The following is a 16,739-nucleotide window of genomic DNA, read 5'->3' as shown; positions in this document are numbered from 1 at the left end:
CGAATTATGATCTATTGAAGCAACCGTTATGGAGGGATACATAAATGGAATACAGAATTGAACGAGACACCATGGGAGAAGTAAAAGTTCCTGCTGATAAATTTTGGGGCGCCCAAACACAGCGAAGCAAGGAGAACTTTAAGATCGGTTCTGAAAAAATGCCGATGCGTGTTGTGAAGGCGTTTGCAATATTAAAACGAAGCACAGCTCTAGCTAATAAACGCCTCGGCAATCTGGATGCTGAAAAAGCAGAAGCGATTGCAGCGGTTTGTGATGATGTGCTCAAAGGCAAGTACGATGACAACTTCCCGCTTGTCGTATGGCAGACCGGAAGCGGCACACAAAGCAATATGAACATGAACGAAGTGGTAGCCAACCGTGCGACTGCTTTATTAAAAGAGAAGAACTCTGATCAAACGATTCATCCAAATGATGACGTGAACCGAAGCCAAAGCTCAAACGACACATTCCCGACTGCGATGCATGTTGCCGCTGTTTTGGCTGTTTACGAGCAGCTTGTGCCAGCGCTTGATCAGCTTCGCAATACACTGGATGAAAAAGCAAAAGCATACAATGATATTGTCAAAATCGGACGCACACATCTTCAGGATGCTACGCCACTGACCCTCGGACAGGAAATCAGCGGATGGGTTCACATGCTGGACCGTTCGAAGGAAATGATTTTGGAAGCGACAGATAAAATGCGTGCGCTTGCAATTGGTGGAACGGCTGTCGGAACGGGTATCAACGCCCACCCAGAGTTTGGAGAGCTTGTCTCAGAAGAGATCACTAAGCTGACCGGCCAAACGTTCAGCAGTTCACCGAATAAATTCCACGCGCTGACAAGCCATGACGAAATCACTTATGCGCATGGCGCATTAAAAGCGCTTGCGGCTGACTTAATGAAAATCGCGAACGATGTCAGATGGCTCGCAAGCGGACCTCGCTGCGGCATCGGGGAGATCGTCATTCCTGAAAATGAGCCGGGAAGCTCCATTATGCCTGGTAAAGTCAACCCGACACAAAGCGAAGCGTTAACAATGATCGCAGCGCAAATCATGGGGAACGATGCGACAATCGGCTTTGCGGCGAGTCAGGGGAACTTTGAACTGAACGTGTTTAAGCCTGTTATTATTTACAACTTCCTGCAATCTGTGCAGCTGCTCAGTGACGGCATGAATTCATTCCATGATAAATGTGCTGTCGGTATTGAGCCTAATAAAGAAACCATTCAGGAAAACCTGTCAAATTCATTAATGCTTGTTACGGCGCTGAACCCGCATATCGGTTATGAAAACGCGGCGAAAATCGCCAAGCTTGCCCATAAAGAGGGATTGACACTCAAAGAAGCAGCTTTGAAGCTTGAATTGCTGACAGAGGAGCAATTTAATGAAATGGTTAAGCCGGAAGACATGGTAAAACCAAAGGCGTAATAGAAAGAAAGAACGGCTGCTTTTTAAGCAGCCGTTCTTCTAAATATGTTGCTGTTTTAATAAATATTTAAGCTGCTCCGCATCTTTGGCGAGAGCTTCAGACTCCGTCAGATTATGAATCATTCCTTTTATGATCGCCAGCTTCGGTGTTTTTTTCTTCATTTCTGCTTCAAGTATGTCCAAGCTCTCCGATAATTCAAGAGAGGAGTTTGTGTTTAAGCTGTTAATTTTGTCACGTAGGCTTTTCACAATCGATTCAGTCAGCGGGTCAGGCCGTCCGTGCGTAAGAGGCCCGAATAAAGAGCTCGCCTCTTCCAATGTGATGAAAGGCTTATCGTTTCGTTCAGACATGCCTTTTACCATATCATCAATTCGATTCATAATGATATCAGCTAATTGAGACGGCTTCACAGTGTACCCGAGCAAAATCATGCATTCCAGGTAAATCTGGCTGATGCCCTCTATTAAAAAACAAAGCTCAGCAGTGTACGGTTCCGCTTTTTTTCCATAGATGTTCAGCAGGCTGTCGATATGAAATTGAAGTGAGGACTGGCGGATTTTTTTTGCGCATTGCTCCACTTCTTCTGTGTAAGGCAGAGAACCCTCCTTCAACTGCATGCTGATAAAATCTTTGTGTTCAAGAATGTTTTCATAGAGGACGGTCAGCTGTTTACGGTAAGCCGTTCTGGGGCTGTCGCCCTTCGTTTTAATATTTAAAATTCGGGTAAACGTTTTATCATAATAGTAGTTCAGCATAGAGAGAAGAAGCGCTTCTTTCGAAGGAAAATAAATATAAAAAGCGCCTTTAGATATTTTGCATTCTTTTGCGATTTCCTGAACTGATGTTGAGTTGTATCCTTTTTGGGCAAATAGTTTTAAGGCTGTTTCAATAATCAGTTTTTCTTTTTCCTTCAATGGTTCCACCCTTTCGGAGCCCGGAGGCCTGCTAGGATATGACCATATAGTCACACCGTCTGTTATAAAATTAACCTTATTGTAACTTGTTTTTTTATCATGTATTATTTATATTATAAATTGAGATGACCGAATGGTCAAAGCTCAAGCGAAAGGGTGAATCTAGAATGAGAGAATTGGACGAAATGATCAGCCGCTTGCGAAACAGAGGAATCAAAGTGGAGAAAGTCAAATATCCGAAGCAGACCTTGTCAGAGAAAAAATGGGTTCATCAATGCAAACAGCCGCTCAAAACAAATTACAGAGATTTTAACGGCTATTCTTTCACATAAAAAAATAGACTGCAAAACATCTACAGTCTATTTTGGCACTGCTATGCGGTATGTTACACCCGTTTTGTCATTTTCAATTGAGATAGATGCCTTATGAAGAGTTAAAATTCGTTTTACGATGCTTAGACCAATGCCAAATTCGCCTTTCTTCCCTTTATTAAAAGGCTCATAGAGGCTGGAGAGCATCTCATCTTCAATATGCGGACCGTCATTTTTAATGGTGATCACGATATTTCGATCATCTTGTTTCATGCTGATTTCTATTTTTGTCTCAGCATAGCGGATTTGATTTTCCAGAATGTTTTCGAGGAGTTTGTTCCATTGCTCCGGATCGCCCGGCATCAAAATATCCTCTTCTACATCAATTTCCCACGATAGTTCTTTCCGCGCCCACTTCAATCGTTCGATGACTTCTTCTGTCACTTCCACAATACTGAACATGTCGTGCTGCACTTTTTGCTTCGCTAAATAATCCAGCTTCGTTAAATATAATAAATCCTTTATTTTTTTCTCCAGCTTAAGGGCTTCGCATTCAATAACATCTACAGTGTTTTCAAGGTCTCCTTTAGGAAAAATCCCGTCTTTAATTGATTGTGTATAGCCTCTGATGACCATGACCGGCGTTTTTAAATCATGAGAGATATTTTGCAATAGAGTTCTTTCTGTTTCATCCTTTTGCACAAGCTTTTGGCGCATCTCTTCGATGGTATGGCCCAATTTGCCGATTTCATCTTTCCGATCCACTTTTACTGGGTCATCCCAATCCTGTTCAGAAATCCGTTTGACGTGTTTTTCAAATGATACAAGAGGCCTTGATAAATACTTTGCAAGCCAAATAGCCGGAATCCAGCTTAATAAAATGACGACAGCTATAATAAACAGAAGCTGTTTGAATAAGGTATAGGCCAAATCGTCCCGATAAGAATCAAGCGCGTAAGAGAGCATCATCGCTGATTGTCCATTGACGGAAAGTCCCTTTTTAATGACAAAAAACACTTTCTCTCCATTGACGTCGGCGCTGTAACGTTTCTTTTTAGCTTCCTGCTTATCAGCCAGCTTGTACACCTTGTGGATAAATGAAGATGACAGAATGCTTAAATCCTTGTCTGAAGAAGCCTCTTCATTTTCAGGAAGGAGCACGTGCTGTACGGAGCGGACAGTTGTCGGCGCCGTCGCTTCCTCGCTGTAATAGCGCCTTTCAATCGAACCTGGCAGGCGGTACTCTGTCAGAACATGCTGCTCATTTTCAATCGTCGTATACGTTTCATTAGTGAAAAAATCTCGCAGCGTGTTTGAAAATAACACAAGCAGTAAAATCGATATCGCTAACAGGATGCCGGATATGACAACCCATATCTGAAACGCGAGCGGCTTGTTTTTCATGATGACATCATCCTGTAGCCGAAACCGTAAATCGTCTCCACCTTCAATTCAGGCATCTTTCTGCGCAGTCTCCGGACGAGATCATCAACGACCCGGTCTGTTCCGAAGTAGTCATGTCCCCACACTTTTAGGAGGATATCCTCACGAGAGTATGGATGCCCTTTATGATGGATAAATAATAGCAGCAGATCAAATTCCTTTGACGTCAAATTGATGATATTCCCGTTTTCGTCATAGACCTCGCGGGCGTCTTCAGCGACCCGATACGAGGAGACGGCAATTTCATTTTTTTGTACAGGAGGAGCTTCCTTATATACGAGCTGCAGCAGCTTTTGCACACGGATAATCAGCTCCCGCGGCAGAAACGGCTTTGAAATGTAGTCATTGCTGCCAAGCTCTAAGCCAAGCACTCTGTCAATATCCGCATCTCGGGCGGAAATAAAAATGACCGGCACGTCAGGATCTTTCGCCTTGATTTCTTTTATTAATGTATAGCCGTCGGTATCCGGCAGCATGATATCGAGAATCCATAGGTGGGGAGACGGTGTCATTTTCTTTCTGGCGTCTTCACCTTTCGTAAAAGATGTAATGTTCCAGCCCTCATTCTCTAAATACTTCGTAAGCAGTTCATTCAGGTTATCCTCATCTTCAACTAGATAAATGGTGTATGACAAGGCACTTCACATCCTTTCAACGTCATTATAAACTAGTTTTAACATACGGCAGGCAATTTTCATAATTTCACATATTCTTTTCATTTTTATCCCACAATGTTTGTTTATGATATGTATAAGGGAAGAAAGGAAGAGAAAAAGAGCGAGGAAGATGTAGGATGATCAAACATATTCTATTTTGGTGCTTTGCTTTTCTCCTCATTATTGGGACAATTGAACTTGTACATGCGATGAATATGTAACGATAAATGAATAACCGTTAAAGGAGTGTAAGAACATGGATTATCGACGTGATGGCCAAAACGATCAACATCAAACTGAACCTTCACATACAGAACAGCAGAATAAAGAAAACCAGAAGCTGATTGGACATTCTGAACAAGAATTGCTTGACGCGCCTGTATCGTATGAAGCGGGACGGCAGGAAATGGCTTCTGCTTTAGAAATGGAAAAGCAAGAAACGGCTGTGAAAAAAGAAAAGAAACGGAGAGCCGCATGGCTGAGCCCGATTTTAGGCGGTATTATCGGCGGGGGCCTCATGCTTGGCATCGCGCCTTATCTGCCGTCAGACCAAAATCAGGCGACCGAGACCGCTTCCGCAAATAAACAGGTGCAGTCTGATAATTTTACAACGGCGCCGATAACGAACGCATCAAACATCGCTGATATGGTAGAGGATTTAGAGCCTACGATTGTCGGAATCTCAAATATCCAAACCTCTCAAAATAACACATTCGGCACGGGAGGAGGCTCCAGCTCAGAAAGTGAAAGCGGAACCGGGTCAGGTGTTATTTTCAAAAAAGACAGTGATAAAGCGTATATCATTACAAACAACCATGTCGTTGAAGGCGCGAACAAGCTGACTGTTACGCTATACAACGGAGAAACGGAAACTGCCAAGCTTGTCGGCAGCGATACCATTACTGATTTGGCAGTTTTGGAAATCAGCAGCAAGAACGTCAAAAAAGTGGCGAGCTTTGGTGATTCTTCACAGCTGCGCACTGGCGAAAATGTAATCGCTATCGGTAACCCGCTCGGACAGCAGTTTTCCGGTACGGTGACACAAGGCATCATTAGCGGACTGAACCGGACAATTGATGTGGATACAACACAAGGGACGGTGGAAATGAACGTGCTGCAAACCGATGCAGCGATCAATCCGGGGAACAGCGGAGGCCCATTAATCAATGCAAGCGGCCAGGTCATCGGCATCAACAGCTTGAAGGTGAGTGAAAGCGGCGTGGAATCACTTGGATTTGCGATCCCAAGCAATGATGTCGAGCCGATTGTTGACCAGCTGCTGCAAAACGGGAAGGTGGACCGTCCGTTCTTAGGCGTGCAGATGATTGACATGTCACAAGTTCCTGAAACCTATCAGGAAAATACGCTCGGCCTGTTTGGAGATCAATTGGGCAAAGGTGTTTATGTAAAAGAAGTTCAAGCAAATTCGCCGGCAGAAAAAGCAGGTATTAAATCTGAGGATGTCATTGTCAAACTAAACGGTAAAAACGTGGAAAGCAGTGCGGATATCCGTCAAATCCTTTACAAAGACTTAAAAGTCGGAGATAAAACAACAATCCAAGTGCTGCGAAAGGGAAAAACTAAAACGTTGAACGCGACACTGACCAAGCAGACAGAAAGCAGTTCAAGCTAAGAAAAAACAAAAAGCTGAACCCAAATAGGGTTCAGCTTTTTTTATCCTAAGTAAGAGGAAAGCATCCACACTTGTTTTTCAACTTCTTCAATTAATCCGACAAACAAGTCCGCTGTCGCATTGTCTTGATTTTCTTCAGCCAGGCCGATCACGAATTTAGATTCGCTGCTGATTTGTTTGTAGTCGTTTACCAATGCTTGTACCATTTCTGAAGCTGATGTTTCGTTTCCGCCGTCTGTGATAGATGCATGCTCAGTGTATTCTTTCACTGTGGCAACAGGCTGTCCACCAATCGCCAGCAGGCGCTCAGCGATGGTATCCACTGTTTCAGCCGCATGGTCATAAAGTTCTTCAAATTTCTCGTGCAATGTAAAGAAATGAGGCCCTTTCACATACCAATGGAAACGGTGGAGCTTAGAGTATAAAAGAAACCAGTTTGATAATTGTGTGTTCAGTGAATTCTCAACTAATGTTTGATTTGTTTTTGCGTTTTCAGTTTTCATAAGATAACGTCCTCCTTGTGATCTGTTGTTTTAATTATATCATATACTAAATAAAAATCAATACTAAATTATAATAATTATAATTTAGGTTATTTGAATAGCTTTTTCTTCAGGATAGACTCCCACGCAGACCAAGGAAAAAGCGATCGGAATAGCAGGGTGAGCTTGATGCCCTTTCCGATCGGGTATCGCAATTTCTTTATGTGCTGTTTTGTTGCCAATTGATAAATGAGGTCGGCAACCTCTTGGGGATCTCCGCTTTCTTCTCCGTTTTTTTGAACATAGGAAAGGATCTTTTTATAGTATTGATGATAGGCTGAATCGTCAGCAGGCACCGACATAAAATTTGATAATGACGTTGACCAGATCGATGTCTTGTATGAGCCAGGCTCGATCAAAGCGGTTTCGATACCGAACGGAAGCAGCTCGATACGCAGGCTTTCAGAAAAACCTTCCAATGCATGCTTGGAAGAAACATATGGCGACAGCGCTGGGAATCCGGTCAGTCCGCTGATGCTGCTCACGTTTATAATCTTTGCGCCGCCATGCTTTCTTATGTAAGGCAGAACGGTTTTTGTCACATGGATCACACCGAAGACATTCGTTTCAAATTGTTGTCTGAAATGTTCCATCGGCACATCTTCGATAAATCCTCCATAAGCCGTTCCGGCGTTGTTAACGAGTAAATCGATCGGGGCGTAAGCACTAACGGCTTTTCCGAATGAGACTATAGATTGTTCATCGGTGACATCGAGAGCTGTAATGTGAATAGAATCAGACACATTGTGTGCTGCAGCCAATTCCCGAAGCTGTTCGGCTTTTTCAGGCTGTCTTGATGTGGCTATCACGAAAAATGATCGGGCAAGCTTTACAGCTGCCAGCAGACCGAAGCCGCTGGACGCTCCTGTTACGATGGCTATTTTTTTATTCATCCTATACCTCCTATTAAACTGCTACAGCTATTGTACTATCCTGAACAGGAGATGACGCCTGTAAAAAGAAATTTTTATACAACAATTCAGAATTGTTCTATAATAGAACGAAAGAAGGAAAGGGGTTTTGTGATATGGCGCTGCAAGGGGTAGGCCAAAGATGGGATCTTGATTCATTTTTTAAGGGCGGGAGCCAATCAGAAGAATTCAAAGGATATATTGAGAAGCTGTCACAAAGTCTGCGTGCATTTCAAGACAGGACTGATGCGTTTCAGGTGCCTGAATCGCCTGAAGAGGCTGAAGGGCTGACCGCGTTGCTTGATTTATTCGAACAGACATCCGTCAAGCTTCAGCAGGCCGGCGCTTTTGTTGCTTGCCTCCAGGCCCAGAATATCAATGATCAAAAGGCTATAGAGCATCAGGCGCTCATGAATCGGCTTTCTGCAGATTTTCAATCGTCGCTCGTTACATTAGATCATAAACTTGTGGACATTAATCAAGACGTGTGGAATGAATTGTTAACAAAACCGGGATTGCGTGATGTTTCTTACATATTAAATGAAAGAAGACAGAGGGTTGCCGAAAAGCTTAGCCCCGGTAAAGAAAAACTGATCGGAAACCTTGCGGTGGACGGATATCACGCTTGGAGTGACTTATACAATATGGTTGTCGGGAAAATGACGATCCCGTATGGGGAAAACGGTGAAAACAAGCAATTGTCTGTCGGTCAGGCGGAGAATATGATGGACCATCAAGACCGTACTGTCAGAAAAACAGTATATGAACGTTTCCGCCAAGCTTGGGAGAGCAAGCAAGATATTTTCAGCAGCACGCTGAATCATTTGGCGGGATTCCGGCTCGAAACCTATAAAGCGCGCGGCTGGGAGAATGTCCTGAAGGAACCGCTGCAAATTAACAGGATGAAAAAAGAAACACTTGATACGATGTGGCAGGTCATCACTGAAAACAAGAAGCCGTTCGTTCAGTTTTTGAACCGGAAAGCATCCATGCTCGGCCTTGAAAAACTCAGCTGGTACGATGTTGAGGCACCGATCGGTTCTGACGGAAAGGTCTATTCGTATGATGAAGCCGCAAATATCATTACCAGCCAGTTTTCAACGTTTGGCAAAAAGCTGTCCTCATTCACTGAAAAAGCGTTTCGGGACGCCTGGATTGAGGCGGAAGACAGGAGTGGAAAAAGAGTCGGCGGCTTTTGCACGAGCTTTCCAGACAGCGGGGAATCCCGGATTTTCATGACATTTTCGGGCAGCGCCTCAAATGTCTCTACCCTTGCGCATGAACTCGGGCACGCGTTCCATCAGGAAGCAATGCTCAACGTCAGGCCGTTAAACCGTTCCTACGCCATGAACGTTGCAGAAACAGCTTCAACGTTTGCAGAGATGATAGTGGCGGACGCGACTGTCCAGCAGGCCGAGACGAGGGAAGAAAAGCTTGTTCTTCTGGAGGATAAAGTGCAAAGAAGCGTTGCGTTCTTCATGAACATTCACGCAAGATTTCTATTTGAAACGAGATTCTACGAGGAACGAAAGCGGGGAGTGGTACCGGCCAGCCGCTTGAATGAGCTGATGGAAGAGGCGCAAAGAGAGGCATACTGCAATGCGTTAGAAGAATATCATCCGCTTTTTTGGGCATCAAAGCTTCATTTTCACATCACGAGGGTGCCGTTTTACAATTTCCCTTATACATTCGGCTACCTGTTTTCTCTTGGCATTTACGCGCTGGCGCTTGAAGAAAAAAATGCATTCGAAGAGAAGTATATGGCGCTATTGCGCGATACGGCTTCTATGACAGTGGAGGATTTGGCGATGAAGCATTTGGGCGCTGACATCACAAAGCGCGATTTCTGGGAGAATGCCATCAAGCTGGCTGTGCGTGACGCCGAAACCTTTTTACAAATGACCGAATCTTAAAGAAAAAGCCGTGGCGTTAAATGCCCCGGCTTTTTCAATTCTTCTCTGAATGAGGATTTCATTCTCTGGATATACCTAAAATAAATGGAATCCTACAGGGGGGAAACATATGCATTTGATCAGAGCAGCCGGGGCTGTATGTCTCGCAGTGGTTCTGATTGCGGGCTGCCGTCTCAATGAAGACCAGCAGCAGGCAGAAGGAGAAAATACAGCCGTTACCCAGCTGAAGTCCGTTCCTTACAGCAATTTTTCGCTTCGTGTGAGCTACGGGGATGGTGAGCATAACCGTTATGAAGGAATCTATACAAAGAACGGGACTCAGGAAAAAGCGGAAATACAGGATAAGCTCTCCGGTGTCAATCAGGAGGGAGAAGAAGCATTGGATGAGATGAAAATGATTTTGAGCGAGCTTTCCGTGACAGACCAAATGGCTGAAACAGAAGTGATACACAGTGTGCTGGCAGCATTTAATCTGGACAGTCATTATGATCATATCGATTTAAAATTGAAGCTGAAGGACGGCTCCATCAGAGAAATCAAGAAGTAATCTTGTGATAAAAAACCCATAAACGTCAATTATGTCCATAAAACTAATTGAAAATGATTTTCAAAGTCAGTGTTTTCTGCTACAATGAGGGATATATGACCATATCAAATGGCTGAATATCAGAATCACTTGCATTGATGACAATTGACTTAAAAGCATGTATATAGAAAACGTGCAATACATAGTGCTGCTAAAAAGCCAGCAAAAAGGAGCGGTTATGGGTATGAGTGCAATTTCTACAGAAACGCTGAGCTTAGGATACGGGGATGCCGTTATTATTGATGAGTTGAATTTAACAATTCCCAAAGGTGAAATTACCGTATTTATTGGCAGCAATGGCTGCGGAAAATCGACACTTTTACGTTCATTAGCGCGCCTGATGAAGCCGAGAGGCGGTTCAGTGCTGCTGGAAGGAAGAGCGATTGCCAAGCTTCCGACGAAGGAAGTCGCAAAAGAGCTCGCAATCCTGCCCCAAGGTCCTTCGGCTCCAGAGGGGCTGACGGTGCATCAGCTGGTGAAGCAAGGAAGATATCCTTACCAAAACTGGCTGAAGCAGTGGTCAAAAGAGGATGAGGAAGCAGTTGAAAGAGCGCTTAAAGCAACAAAGCTTGAGGACATGGCCGACCGCGCCGTTGATTCTTTGTCAGGCGGACAGCGCCAGCGGGCTTGGATCGCGATGACGCTTGCCCAGGAAACGGATATCATCCTTCTTGACGAGCCGACGACGTATTTAGACATGACGCATCAAATTGAAATTCTTGATTTGCTGTTTGAGCTGAATGAAAAGGAAGACCGGACGATTGTTATGGTTCTCCATGACTTAAACTTGGCGTGCCGCTATGCACATCATCTCGTGGCCATAAAAGACAAACGGATTTATGCAGAAGGCCGTCCGGAAGAGGTCATCACTTGTGATCTTGTGCAAAATGTGTTTTCTATGAACTGTCAGGTTACACAGGACCCGCTCTTCGGAACGCCTCTTTGCATTCCTCATGGCAGGGGCAGATGCATTGTCCAGGAAGCGGCTTTCACATCACATGGATAAATAACGCAGCGAAGGAGCTTTCAATTGAGAAAGCTCCTTGCTGTTTTTTCGAAAGGAAGATGGAAAATGGAACAAAAACTTCAGGAGCAGCTGGATGGATTGCTGGAGAAGTATACTGAGCTTCTGCTTGGTGAAACAAACGATGAGCTAAAAGAAGAAGTGAGGCAATGGATTTTGTACACCCATATAGCCAAAAGCATGCCTCCGCTCGCTAAGCATTGGAATGCGACATACCCCGACGCAAAGCAGGGCATTAAAGAGATCATTCAGCATATTAAGGAATTAAATGAAGCGCATCGAAACAAACAATAGCCAAAAAGCAGTCTGTTCATTATAGCAGACTGCTTTTTTGTGATTCAGCCGTTTTATCTGGCGTAAAGGAATCCATAAAGGTTCTCAGCGCGCTGCTGATAAATGAATCTTTTCGAACAATAAACTCTGTTTTCATCTGGCTGAGAGCTTCAGGCAGCGGGTACAATCGAATTGATCCTTCTGCTTCATGTTTCTGCACAACCGTTCTTGGCAGCAGCGAGATGCCAAGACCTGCTGTAACCCCGCCGATAATTGCTTCAAGCGTCCCAAATTCCATAATGACCGGCTGTGTGACACCGACGGAACGCAGCCATTTTTCAAGTGTTTCTCGATACGAACAGCCTGTGCTGTAAACGAGAATCGGCTTTGTGATAGCTTCCTCAACATCGGGCACGGAGGCAGCCGAAACAACTACTGGTTCTTCCTCAAACGCAGGATAGGATTCGAGCTCAGGATGATGGCATTCGCATCCGATAAACGCGCCATCCAATTCATAACGAAGAACTTTATCAAGGAGAAATTGCGTATGTCCTGTTGTTAAAGACAGCTGGACGTTTGGATGTTCTTCATAATAAGATGCCAGAAGCTTTGGTAGCCTTACCGCGGCTGTTGTCTGAGTGGAGCCGATCATAAGCGGCCCGCTTGGTTCTGCGGAGGATGAGAGTGCTTTAGACGCTTCATCAAGCAGGCCGATAATTTTATTTGCGTAGTCCAGCAGCAATTTTCCGCTTGCAGAAAGTGTCATGCCCCGATTATGGCGCAAAAACAGAGTGGTACCCAGCTCAGCTTCCAATTGCTGAATTCTGGCCGTGACATTCGATTGCACATAGCCAAGCTGCAGGGCTGCTTTCGTAATGGTCCCTTCACGGGCTACCATTTGGAATACACGTAAATCTCCGCTTTCCATTTTTGAATTCCTCCGTTCGTTTGCTATCAATATGAGTGATATCTAGTATCTTTAACAATCATTATACGTAACATCAAAGCTGGATTACAATGGAATCAGAAATATACTTTAGTCAACAGCAAGGAGTGGCGGCAATGAATGTCTTGAACAAAATAGCTCTCGTAACGGGGGGCGGCACAGGAATCGGAAAAGCAGCCAGTATGGAATTGGCAAAGCGCGGGGCGATTGTGGCGGTGAATTATTCACGCTCGCAATCAGAAGCGGAGGAAACAGTGGAAAAGATTCGAAAAGCTGGCGGGCAAGCCTTCGCCATCCAAGCAGATGTATCCAAAAACAGCGACGTGCAGGATATGATTCAAGCAATCGTGAACACACACGGAACGGTTGATATTTTAGTCAACAATGCCAGCATTACACGGCATATTCCAATGGATGATCTTGAGGCTGCGACAGAAGACATATGGGATGAGCTGTATGCCGTCAATGTGAAAGGGATGTTTTTCTGTGCGCGGGCAGTGGTTCCGTTCATGAAGAAAAGCAAGGCCGGGGCGATCGTAAACGTCGGCAGCATCGCAGGGGTAACTGGTGCCGGCTCATCTATGCCTTATGCAGTATCAAAATCGGCGGTGCACGGTTTAACGAAATCATTGGCCCACGCCTTAGCGCCTGAAATCAGAGTGAGCGGTGTAGCACCAGGAGCTGTGGCAACGAGATGGTGGGCCGGCCGGGAAGAAAAAATGAAAAGCATGATCGGCTCTTTGCCGCTGCAGTGTATTGCTGAACCAGATGATGTTGCCAAATTGATTTGTTCACTAATTGAACAGGAATCACTCACAGGCCAAATTATCACAATTGACAGCGGACAGACGCTGTAAAGAAAGGGATGCAGGGAGATGCCATTTGTACAGATTCATTTACGGTCGGGAAGAAGCGAAGCGTGGCTTCAAAAACTGAGCAGGACTGTCCACCAATCGATGATTGAAGAAATCAATGTGCCGGAAGATGACTATTTCCAAGTCATCAGACAATATGAAAAAAGCGAATTTTTTTATGATCCATTTTATCTCCAAGTCGAGCGAACTGATGAACTGATATACATTCATTTTACACTGAAACAGTCAAGAACAACTGAACAGAAAAAAGCACTTTACCGCTCAATCGCGAGCCGGATTCATTCCGAGCTTGGTGTCAGAAAAGAAGATGTGTTTATCATGCTGGCCGGAAATCAGGCTGAGGATTGGTCTTTCGGAAATGGAAGAGCCCAGATGATTGAATAAAAAACCCCGCGGATTGATACCCGCGGGGTGCTCTATTAATGGGAAGGTGATTCAACGGCTTTTGCCGCTTTCTCTTTTTCTTGTTGGTCTTCCGTTTTCTTATTTGATAGCTTGATAGGTTTTAAGAACAAGGTGAATACGGCTCCGACTGCGATAAAGATCAGGCCCGTATAAAACACGCTGTGGAGCGAATCCATCAACGATGTTTTTAAAATCGGCACAATATGGGATGAGAAAGCCGCAGGGATTTGTTTGACTGCGTCCGGACTGAACAGTGATTGCAGCAGCCCTTGCGGATTTGTATCAATCATACCCTTTAGCTGGGCGGCAAACGAGCTTGCCTGTGCCGGAAGAGAGTCTAAATATGGAACCAATTTATCTGTTAATAGATTTCCAGATCTCGCATTCATTACGGCTCCCAGCATGGTAATGCCGAAGGTTCCGCCGATAGAACGGAAGAATTGGCTGGATGAAGTGACAACTCCAAGCTCCTCCTTCGAAAAGCTTTCCTGTAAAGCCAATGTCAGAATCGGCATAACAAGACCCATTCCCAGACCAATAATCGCCATAAAAGATGTAGCGACAAGCTTGCTCGTGTCGAGATCCAATGTCGTTAACAGCAGGAATCCGCCGGCCATAACCAGCATGCCTGCAATGATTTGCGGTTTAATCCCGATTTTATAAACAAGCTGTCCGCCGATGATACTTGTAATAATCATAGAAATCATCATCGGTGTCATAATTGTACCCGATTCAGACGCACTTACACCGACAATTCCCTGCATAAAGAAAGGAACAAACGTAATGGCGCCAAACATACCGATACTCATAAAGAAGCCGATCAAGTTTAGAAATGTAAATGTTCTGTTTTTAAATAAATACATTGGCAGGATTGGCTCTTTTGCTTTTGATTCTACGATGATAAAGCTGACAATGCCGATCAGTGCGAGAGCGAACAACCCAAGAATCTGCCATGAATCCCATGCATAATCTTTTCCGCCAAAGCTTAAGGCGAGCAGGAGGCTGACCACACCGACAATCATTGTGAAAATACCAGCGATGTCGAAGTTGATCGGACCAGTCTGCTGGCGTCCCTGTAATCCTCTGGCAATAAAAATAACCGCAATAATTCCGACTGGCAGGTTAATATAGAAAACCCATTTCCAGTTTAACGAGTCTACAATCCAGCCGCCGATTTGCGGCCCAATCACTGAAGCAAGCCCGTAAATTGCGCCAAAGACACCTTGGAATTTAGCACGCTGTTTTCCTGTGAACAAGTCACCGATGACAATCATCGCCATCGGCATCATGATGCCTCCGCCGATGCCCTGCAGTCCACGGAAGATAATCAATTCCGTCATGTTGTTGGCCATTCCGCACAAAGCAGAAGCGGCCATAAAAATAATCAAACCTGATACATAGACAATGCGGCGTCCCAATAAATCAGCCAGTTTACCGGCAATTGGAACAATGGTTGTTGATGTTAACAAATATGCAGTTGTCAGCCAGGTCATCATGCTCAAACCGCCCAGATCACCGACAATTTTCGGCATGGCTGTTCCGACAATGGTACCGTCAAGGGCTGAAAAAAACATGGCAATAATTAAGCCTGTTATTAATAACGTTCGTTTTGATTGTTTGCCTTCTTTACTCATTTTCATCCGTTTCCTCTTTTCATGTTTTGCTTTTCATCCGTTTCTGCTGCTTGTGCGAGCTTTGCTGTAATATGCGCCGCCTGCAGCATCTCCTCCTCCGTTAAAAAGGAAAGATAGCGCGCCATAATAGCTTTTCTGCCCGCCAAAACCTCCTCGAACTTTCTGTCTCCTTCGTCAGTAAGACTGAGATCAATCACTCGCCTGTCTTTTGTGTTGTGTGTTCTGGCGATAAGATTTTTTTGTTCAAGGCGATCTGCCATCAGCGTCACCGCGCTTGGCTTTACCTCCATACGCTCGGCAATTTCAGAAATTTTGAGGCTGCCGTGTTTCTTTAGGCTGGCCAGCACAAACAGCTGCGCTGGGGTGACACCTTGTTTCTCCATGCTTTCCAGCATTTCAGGCTGTATCTTTTGAAAGAGCGCCTGAAGCGATAATTGAATATCGGACATTAACTGATCCGCACTCTTCATATTCATTTCCCCTCTGTTACATACACTGTATATATATTTTAATGACAAAATAGTTAATGCTTATTAAATATAAATAAGCGTAAATGAAAAGTCAACTGATTTTACACAAAAAAAGGATAGATGCCCGAAAGAACATCGTATCCTTTTTACTAATGTTGTTATTGCTGATAAGGAGACTGCTGCTGAATGGTCTGCTGGAATTTTTGATAGGACTGCTGCAGCTTTTGTGCATCCTCCGCTTCAACAGAATACCATCCATATTGGAACATGAGATCATATAGTTTTCTTTGCGCTTTTTGTGACTCATCAAAAATGGATTGAATATCCTGATAAAGAGACTCGTGGCTGAATTCGTGCAAGGCAGTGCAATAAGCTGTTGTCATGTATTTTTCGGTTGTCAGCAATTCGTTGACGAAATCTCTGTCATTCATTTCCGATGTTGTCGGTACAGGTGTCTGCGGGTTGCTGATTTTTTGATTTTGCTGATTCATTCTGGCGCCTCCTTATTGGATGTAGCCGGACTGTTGCTGGCCTGGCTGCAGGTGCTTTAATATTCTTTGATAGTGATCATGATGCATGTGTCCGATGCCGTCGAGTTCTTGCTTTAACGTTTGATCCTGGCACTGCTGCGCCATGAAATGCGCTTTTTTCATCGCGAGCAAATTCCAGTTCAGCATGTCATTGAGATACAAATGATCCTTTGTCGAAATAACGGAAGGCGGCATTTGAGATTGCTGCTGATTATCCATTGTGATCCTCCTTTGGTTTC

Annotated in this window: 19 protein-coding genes; 9 read left to right on the top strand and 10 right to left on the bottom strand. The window is 44.4% G+C overall.

The window, feature by feature from the left end; genetic code table 11:
* Positions 1–44 precede the first annotated feature (44 nt).
* Entirely contained in the window at positions 45–1,433 is a 1,389-nt protein-coding gene (gene fumC, locus ACFVP7_RS18190; protein ID WP_003228523.1) for a class II fumarate hydratase, read from the top strand.
* Between the two features lie 39 nt (positions 1,434–1,472).
* Here the strand turns inward: fumC and ACFVP7_RS18185 are convergent, their stop codons facing one another.
* Positions 1,473–2,348 carry a TetR/AcrR family transcriptional regulator gene (locus ACFVP7_RS18185; protein WP_003243192.1) on the bottom strand — a complete coding sequence of 292 codons (876 nt, stop codon included), beginning with the start codon at positions 2,346–2,348 and terminating at the stop codon, positions 1,473–1,475.
* 167 nt (positions 2,349–2,515) lie between these two features.
* Between ACFVP7_RS18185 and spxO the strand changes: the two genes are divergently transcribed.
* Positions 2,516–2,680 carry an anti-adapter protein SpxO gene (gene spxO, locus ACFVP7_RS18180; RefSeq protein ID WP_003221681.1) on the top strand — a complete coding sequence of 55 codons (165 nt, stop codon included), beginning with the start codon at positions 2,516–2,518 and terminating at the stop codon, positions 2,678–2,680.
* Positions 2,681–2,707: 27 nt separating this feature from the next.
* On the opposite strand, the gene cssS is transcribed toward spxO, so the two are convergent.
* Both cssS and cssR read right to left on the bottom strand, forming a co-directional pair.
* Positions 2,708–4,063 (bottom strand): secretion stress-responsive two-component system sensor histidine kinase CssS, encoded by a 1,356-nt coding sequence (gene cssS / locus ACFVP7_RS18175; RefSeq protein WP_003228527.1) that lies wholly within the window; start codon positions 4,061–4,063, stop codon positions 2,708–2,710.
* Positions 4,060–4,737 carry a secretion stress-responsive two-component system response regulator CssR gene (cssR, locus tag ACFVP7_RS18170; RefSeq protein WP_003228529.1) on the bottom strand — a complete coding sequence of 226 codons (678 nt, stop codon included), beginning with the start codon at positions 4,735–4,737 and terminating at the stop codon, positions 4,060–4,062. Before cssR ends, cssS begins: the two co-directional genes overlap by 4 nt.
* 277 nt (positions 4,738–5,014) lie before the next feature.
* Here cssR and htrB point away from each other — a divergent pair, with 277 nt between their 5' ends.
* A complete protein-coding gene (htrB, locus tag ACFVP7_RS18165; protein WP_396582650.1) occupies positions 5,015–6,391 on the top strand; it encodes a serine protease Do-like protein HtrB in 1,377 nt (458 codons plus the stop codon).
* A gap of 41 nt (positions 6,392–6,432) precedes the next feature.
* Here htrB and mrgA read toward each other — a convergent pair whose 3' ends face one another.
* Positions 6,433–6,894: a metalloregulation DNA-binding stress protein MgrA gene (mrgA, locus tag ACFVP7_RS18160; RefSeq protein ID WP_003228537.1), complete on the bottom strand. Its 462-nt coding sequence runs from the start codon at positions 6,892–6,894 to the stop codon at positions 6,433–6,435.
* An 89-nt stretch (positions 6,895–6,983) separates the two neighbouring features.
* Positions 6,984–7,826: an oxidoreductase gene (locus ACFVP7_RS18155; protein ID WP_029725911.1), complete on the bottom strand. Its 843-nt coding sequence runs from the start codon at positions 7,824–7,826 to the stop codon at positions 6,984–6,986.
* Between the two features lie 134 nt (positions 7,827–7,960).
* Here ACFVP7_RS18155 and ACFVP7_RS18150 point away from each other — a divergent pair, with 134 nt between their 5' ends.
* From ACFVP7_RS18150 to ACFVP7_RS18135, 4 genes are all read left to right on the top strand, one after another.
* On the top strand, positions 7,961–9,757 hold the full coding sequence (locus tag ACFVP7_RS18150; RefSeq protein WP_338730834.1) for a M3 family oligoendopeptidase: 1,797 nt from the start codon (positions 7,961–7,963) through the stop codon (positions 9,755–9,757).
* A gap of 109 nt (positions 9,758–9,866) precedes the next feature.
* Positions 9,867–10,304 carry a YusW family protein gene (locus ACFVP7_RS18145; protein ID WP_014665325.1) on the top strand — a complete coding sequence of 146 codons (438 nt, stop codon included), beginning with the start codon at positions 9,867–9,869 and terminating at the stop codon, positions 10,302–10,304.
* Between the two features lie 217 nt (positions 10,305–10,521).
* Positions 10,522–11,349, top strand: a complete 828-nt coding sequence (locus ACFVP7_RS18140) for an ABC transporter ATP-binding protein (RefSeq protein ID WP_010886609.1) — start codon at positions 10,522–10,524, stop codon at positions 11,347–11,349.
* A 24-nt stretch (positions 11,350–11,373) separates the two neighbouring features.
* Entirely contained in the window at positions 11,374–11,661 is a 288-nt protein-coding gene (locus ACFVP7_RS18135; protein ID WP_072557259.1) for a YusU family protein, read from the top strand.
* 19 nt (positions 11,662–11,680) lie between these two features.
* Here ACFVP7_RS18135 and ACFVP7_RS18130 read toward each other — a convergent pair whose 3' ends face one another.
* Positions 11,681–12,568 carry a LysR family transcriptional regulator gene (locus ACFVP7_RS18130; protein WP_015714676.1) on the bottom strand — a complete coding sequence of 296 codons (888 nt, stop codon included), beginning with the start codon at positions 12,566–12,568 and terminating at the stop codon, positions 11,681–11,683.
* Positions 12,569–12,702: 134 nt separating this feature from the next.
* On the opposite strand from ACFVP7_RS18130, the gene ACFVP7_RS18125 reads away from it, so the two are divergent.
* Both ACFVP7_RS18125 and ACFVP7_RS18120 read left to right on the top strand, forming a co-directional pair.
* Positions 12,703–13,443, top strand: coding sequence for an SDR family NAD(P)-dependent oxidoreductase (locus ACFVP7_RS18125; RefSeq protein WP_396582646.1), 741 nt, complete (start codon positions 12,703–12,705; stop codon positions 13,441–13,443).
* A gap of 18 nt (positions 13,444–13,461) precedes the next feature.
* Complete coding sequence (locus ACFVP7_RS18120; protein WP_015251261.1) at positions 13,462–13,845, top strand: tautomerase family protein; 384 nt, start codon at positions 13,462–13,464, stop codon at positions 13,843–13,845.
* A 35-nt stretch (positions 13,846–13,880) separates the two neighbouring features.
* Here ACFVP7_RS18120 and mdtP read toward each other — a convergent pair whose 3' ends face one another.
* The 4 genes from mdtP to ACFVP7_RS18100 form a co-directional block, all read right to left on the bottom strand.
* Positions 13,881–15,506: a multidrug efflux MFS transporter MdtP gene (gene mdtP, locus ACFVP7_RS18115; protein ID WP_014480801.1), complete on the bottom strand. Its 1,626-nt coding sequence runs from the start codon at positions 15,504–15,506 to the stop codon at positions 13,881–13,883.
* Complete coding sequence (gene mdtR, locus ACFVP7_RS18110; protein ID WP_014480800.1) at positions 15,503–15,970, bottom strand: MarR family transcriptional regulator MdtR; 468 nt, start codon at positions 15,968–15,970, stop codon at positions 15,503–15,505. The genes mdtP and mdtR overlap by 4 nt, the downstream gene beginning before the upstream one ends.
* A gap of 158 nt (positions 15,971–16,128) precedes the next feature.
* On the bottom strand, positions 16,129–16,461 hold the full coding sequence (locus ACFVP7_RS18105; protein WP_003222766.1) for a spore coat protein: 333 nt from the start codon (positions 16,459–16,461) through the stop codon (positions 16,129–16,131).
* 12 nt (positions 16,462–16,473) lie between these two features.
* Positions 16,474–16,719 (bottom strand): hypothetical protein, encoded by a 246-nt coding sequence (locus ACFVP7_RS18100; protein ID WP_396582644.1) that lies wholly within the window; start codon positions 16,717–16,719, stop codon positions 16,474–16,476.
* Between the last annotated feature and the right edge of the window lie 20 nt (positions 16,720–16,739).

This window comes from Bacillus sp. SG20033, from assembly GCF_044570195.1.
GTDB classification, from domain to species: Bacteria; Bacillota; Bacilli; order Bacillales; family Bacillaceae; genus Bacillus; species Bacillus subtilis.
Note: the sequence above shows the minus strand (reverse complement) of the source record. Positions and strands in the feature narration are given on the sequence as shown.

Coding starts and splice junctions, on each gene's coding strand:
- fumC (WP_003228523.1), top strand. CDS start 45: ATGGAATACAGAATTGAACGAGACACCATGGGAGAAGTAAAAGTTCCT.
- spxO (WP_003221681.1), top strand. CDS start 2,516: ATGAGAGAATTGGACGAAATGATCAGCCGCTTGCGAAACAGAGGAATC.
- cssS (WP_003228527.1), bottom strand. CDS start 4,063: ATGAAAAACAAGCCGCTCGCGTTTCAGATATGGGTTGTCATATCCGGC.
- htrB (WP_396582650.1), top strand. CDS start 5,015: ATGGATTATCGACGTGATGGCCAAAACGATCAACATCAAACTGAACCT.
- mrgA (WP_003228537.1), bottom strand. CDS start 6,894: ATGAAAACTGAAAACGCAAAAACAAATCAAACATTAGTTGAGAATTCA.
- ACFVP7_RS18155 (WP_029725911.1), bottom strand. CDS start 7,826: ATGAATAAAAAAATAGCCATCGTAACAGGAGCGTCCAGCGGCTTCGGT.
- ACFVP7_RS18150 (WP_338730834.1), top strand. CDS start 7,961: ATGGCGCTGCAAGGGGTAGGCCAAAGATGGGATCTTGATTCATTTTTT.
- ACFVP7_RS18145 (WP_014665325.1), top strand. CDS start 9,867: ATGCATTTGATCAGAGCAGCCGGGGCTGTATGTCTCGCAGTGGTTCTG.
- ACFVP7_RS18140 (WP_010886609.1), top strand. CDS start 10,522: ATGGGTATGAGTGCAATTTCTACAGAAACGCTGAGCTTAGGATACGGG.
- ACFVP7_RS18130 (WP_015714676.1), bottom strand. CDS start 12,568: ATGGAAAGCGGAGATTTACGTGTATTCCAAATGGTAGCCCGTGAAGGG.
- ACFVP7_RS18125 (WP_396582646.1), top strand. CDS start 12,703: ATGAATGTCTTGAACAAAATAGCTCTCGTAACGGGGGGCGGCACAGGA.
- ACFVP7_RS18120 (WP_015251261.1), top strand. CDS start 13,462: ATGCCATTTGTACAGATTCATTTACGGTCGGGAAGAAGCGAAGCGTGG.
- mdtP (WP_014480801.1), bottom strand. CDS start 15,506: ATGAAAATGAGTAAAGAAGGCAAACAATCAAAACGAACGTTATTAATA.
- mdtR (WP_014480800.1), bottom strand. CDS start 15,970: ATGAAGAGTGCGGATCAGTTAATGTCCGATATTCAATTATCGCTTCAG.
- ACFVP7_RS18105 (WP_003222766.1), bottom strand. CDS start 16,461: ATGAATCAGCAAAATCAAAAAATCAGCAACCCGCAGACACCTGTACCG.
- ACFVP7_RS18100 (WP_396582644.1), bottom strand. CDS start 16,719: ATGGATAATCAGCAGCAATCTCAAATGCCGCCTTCCGTTATTTCGACA.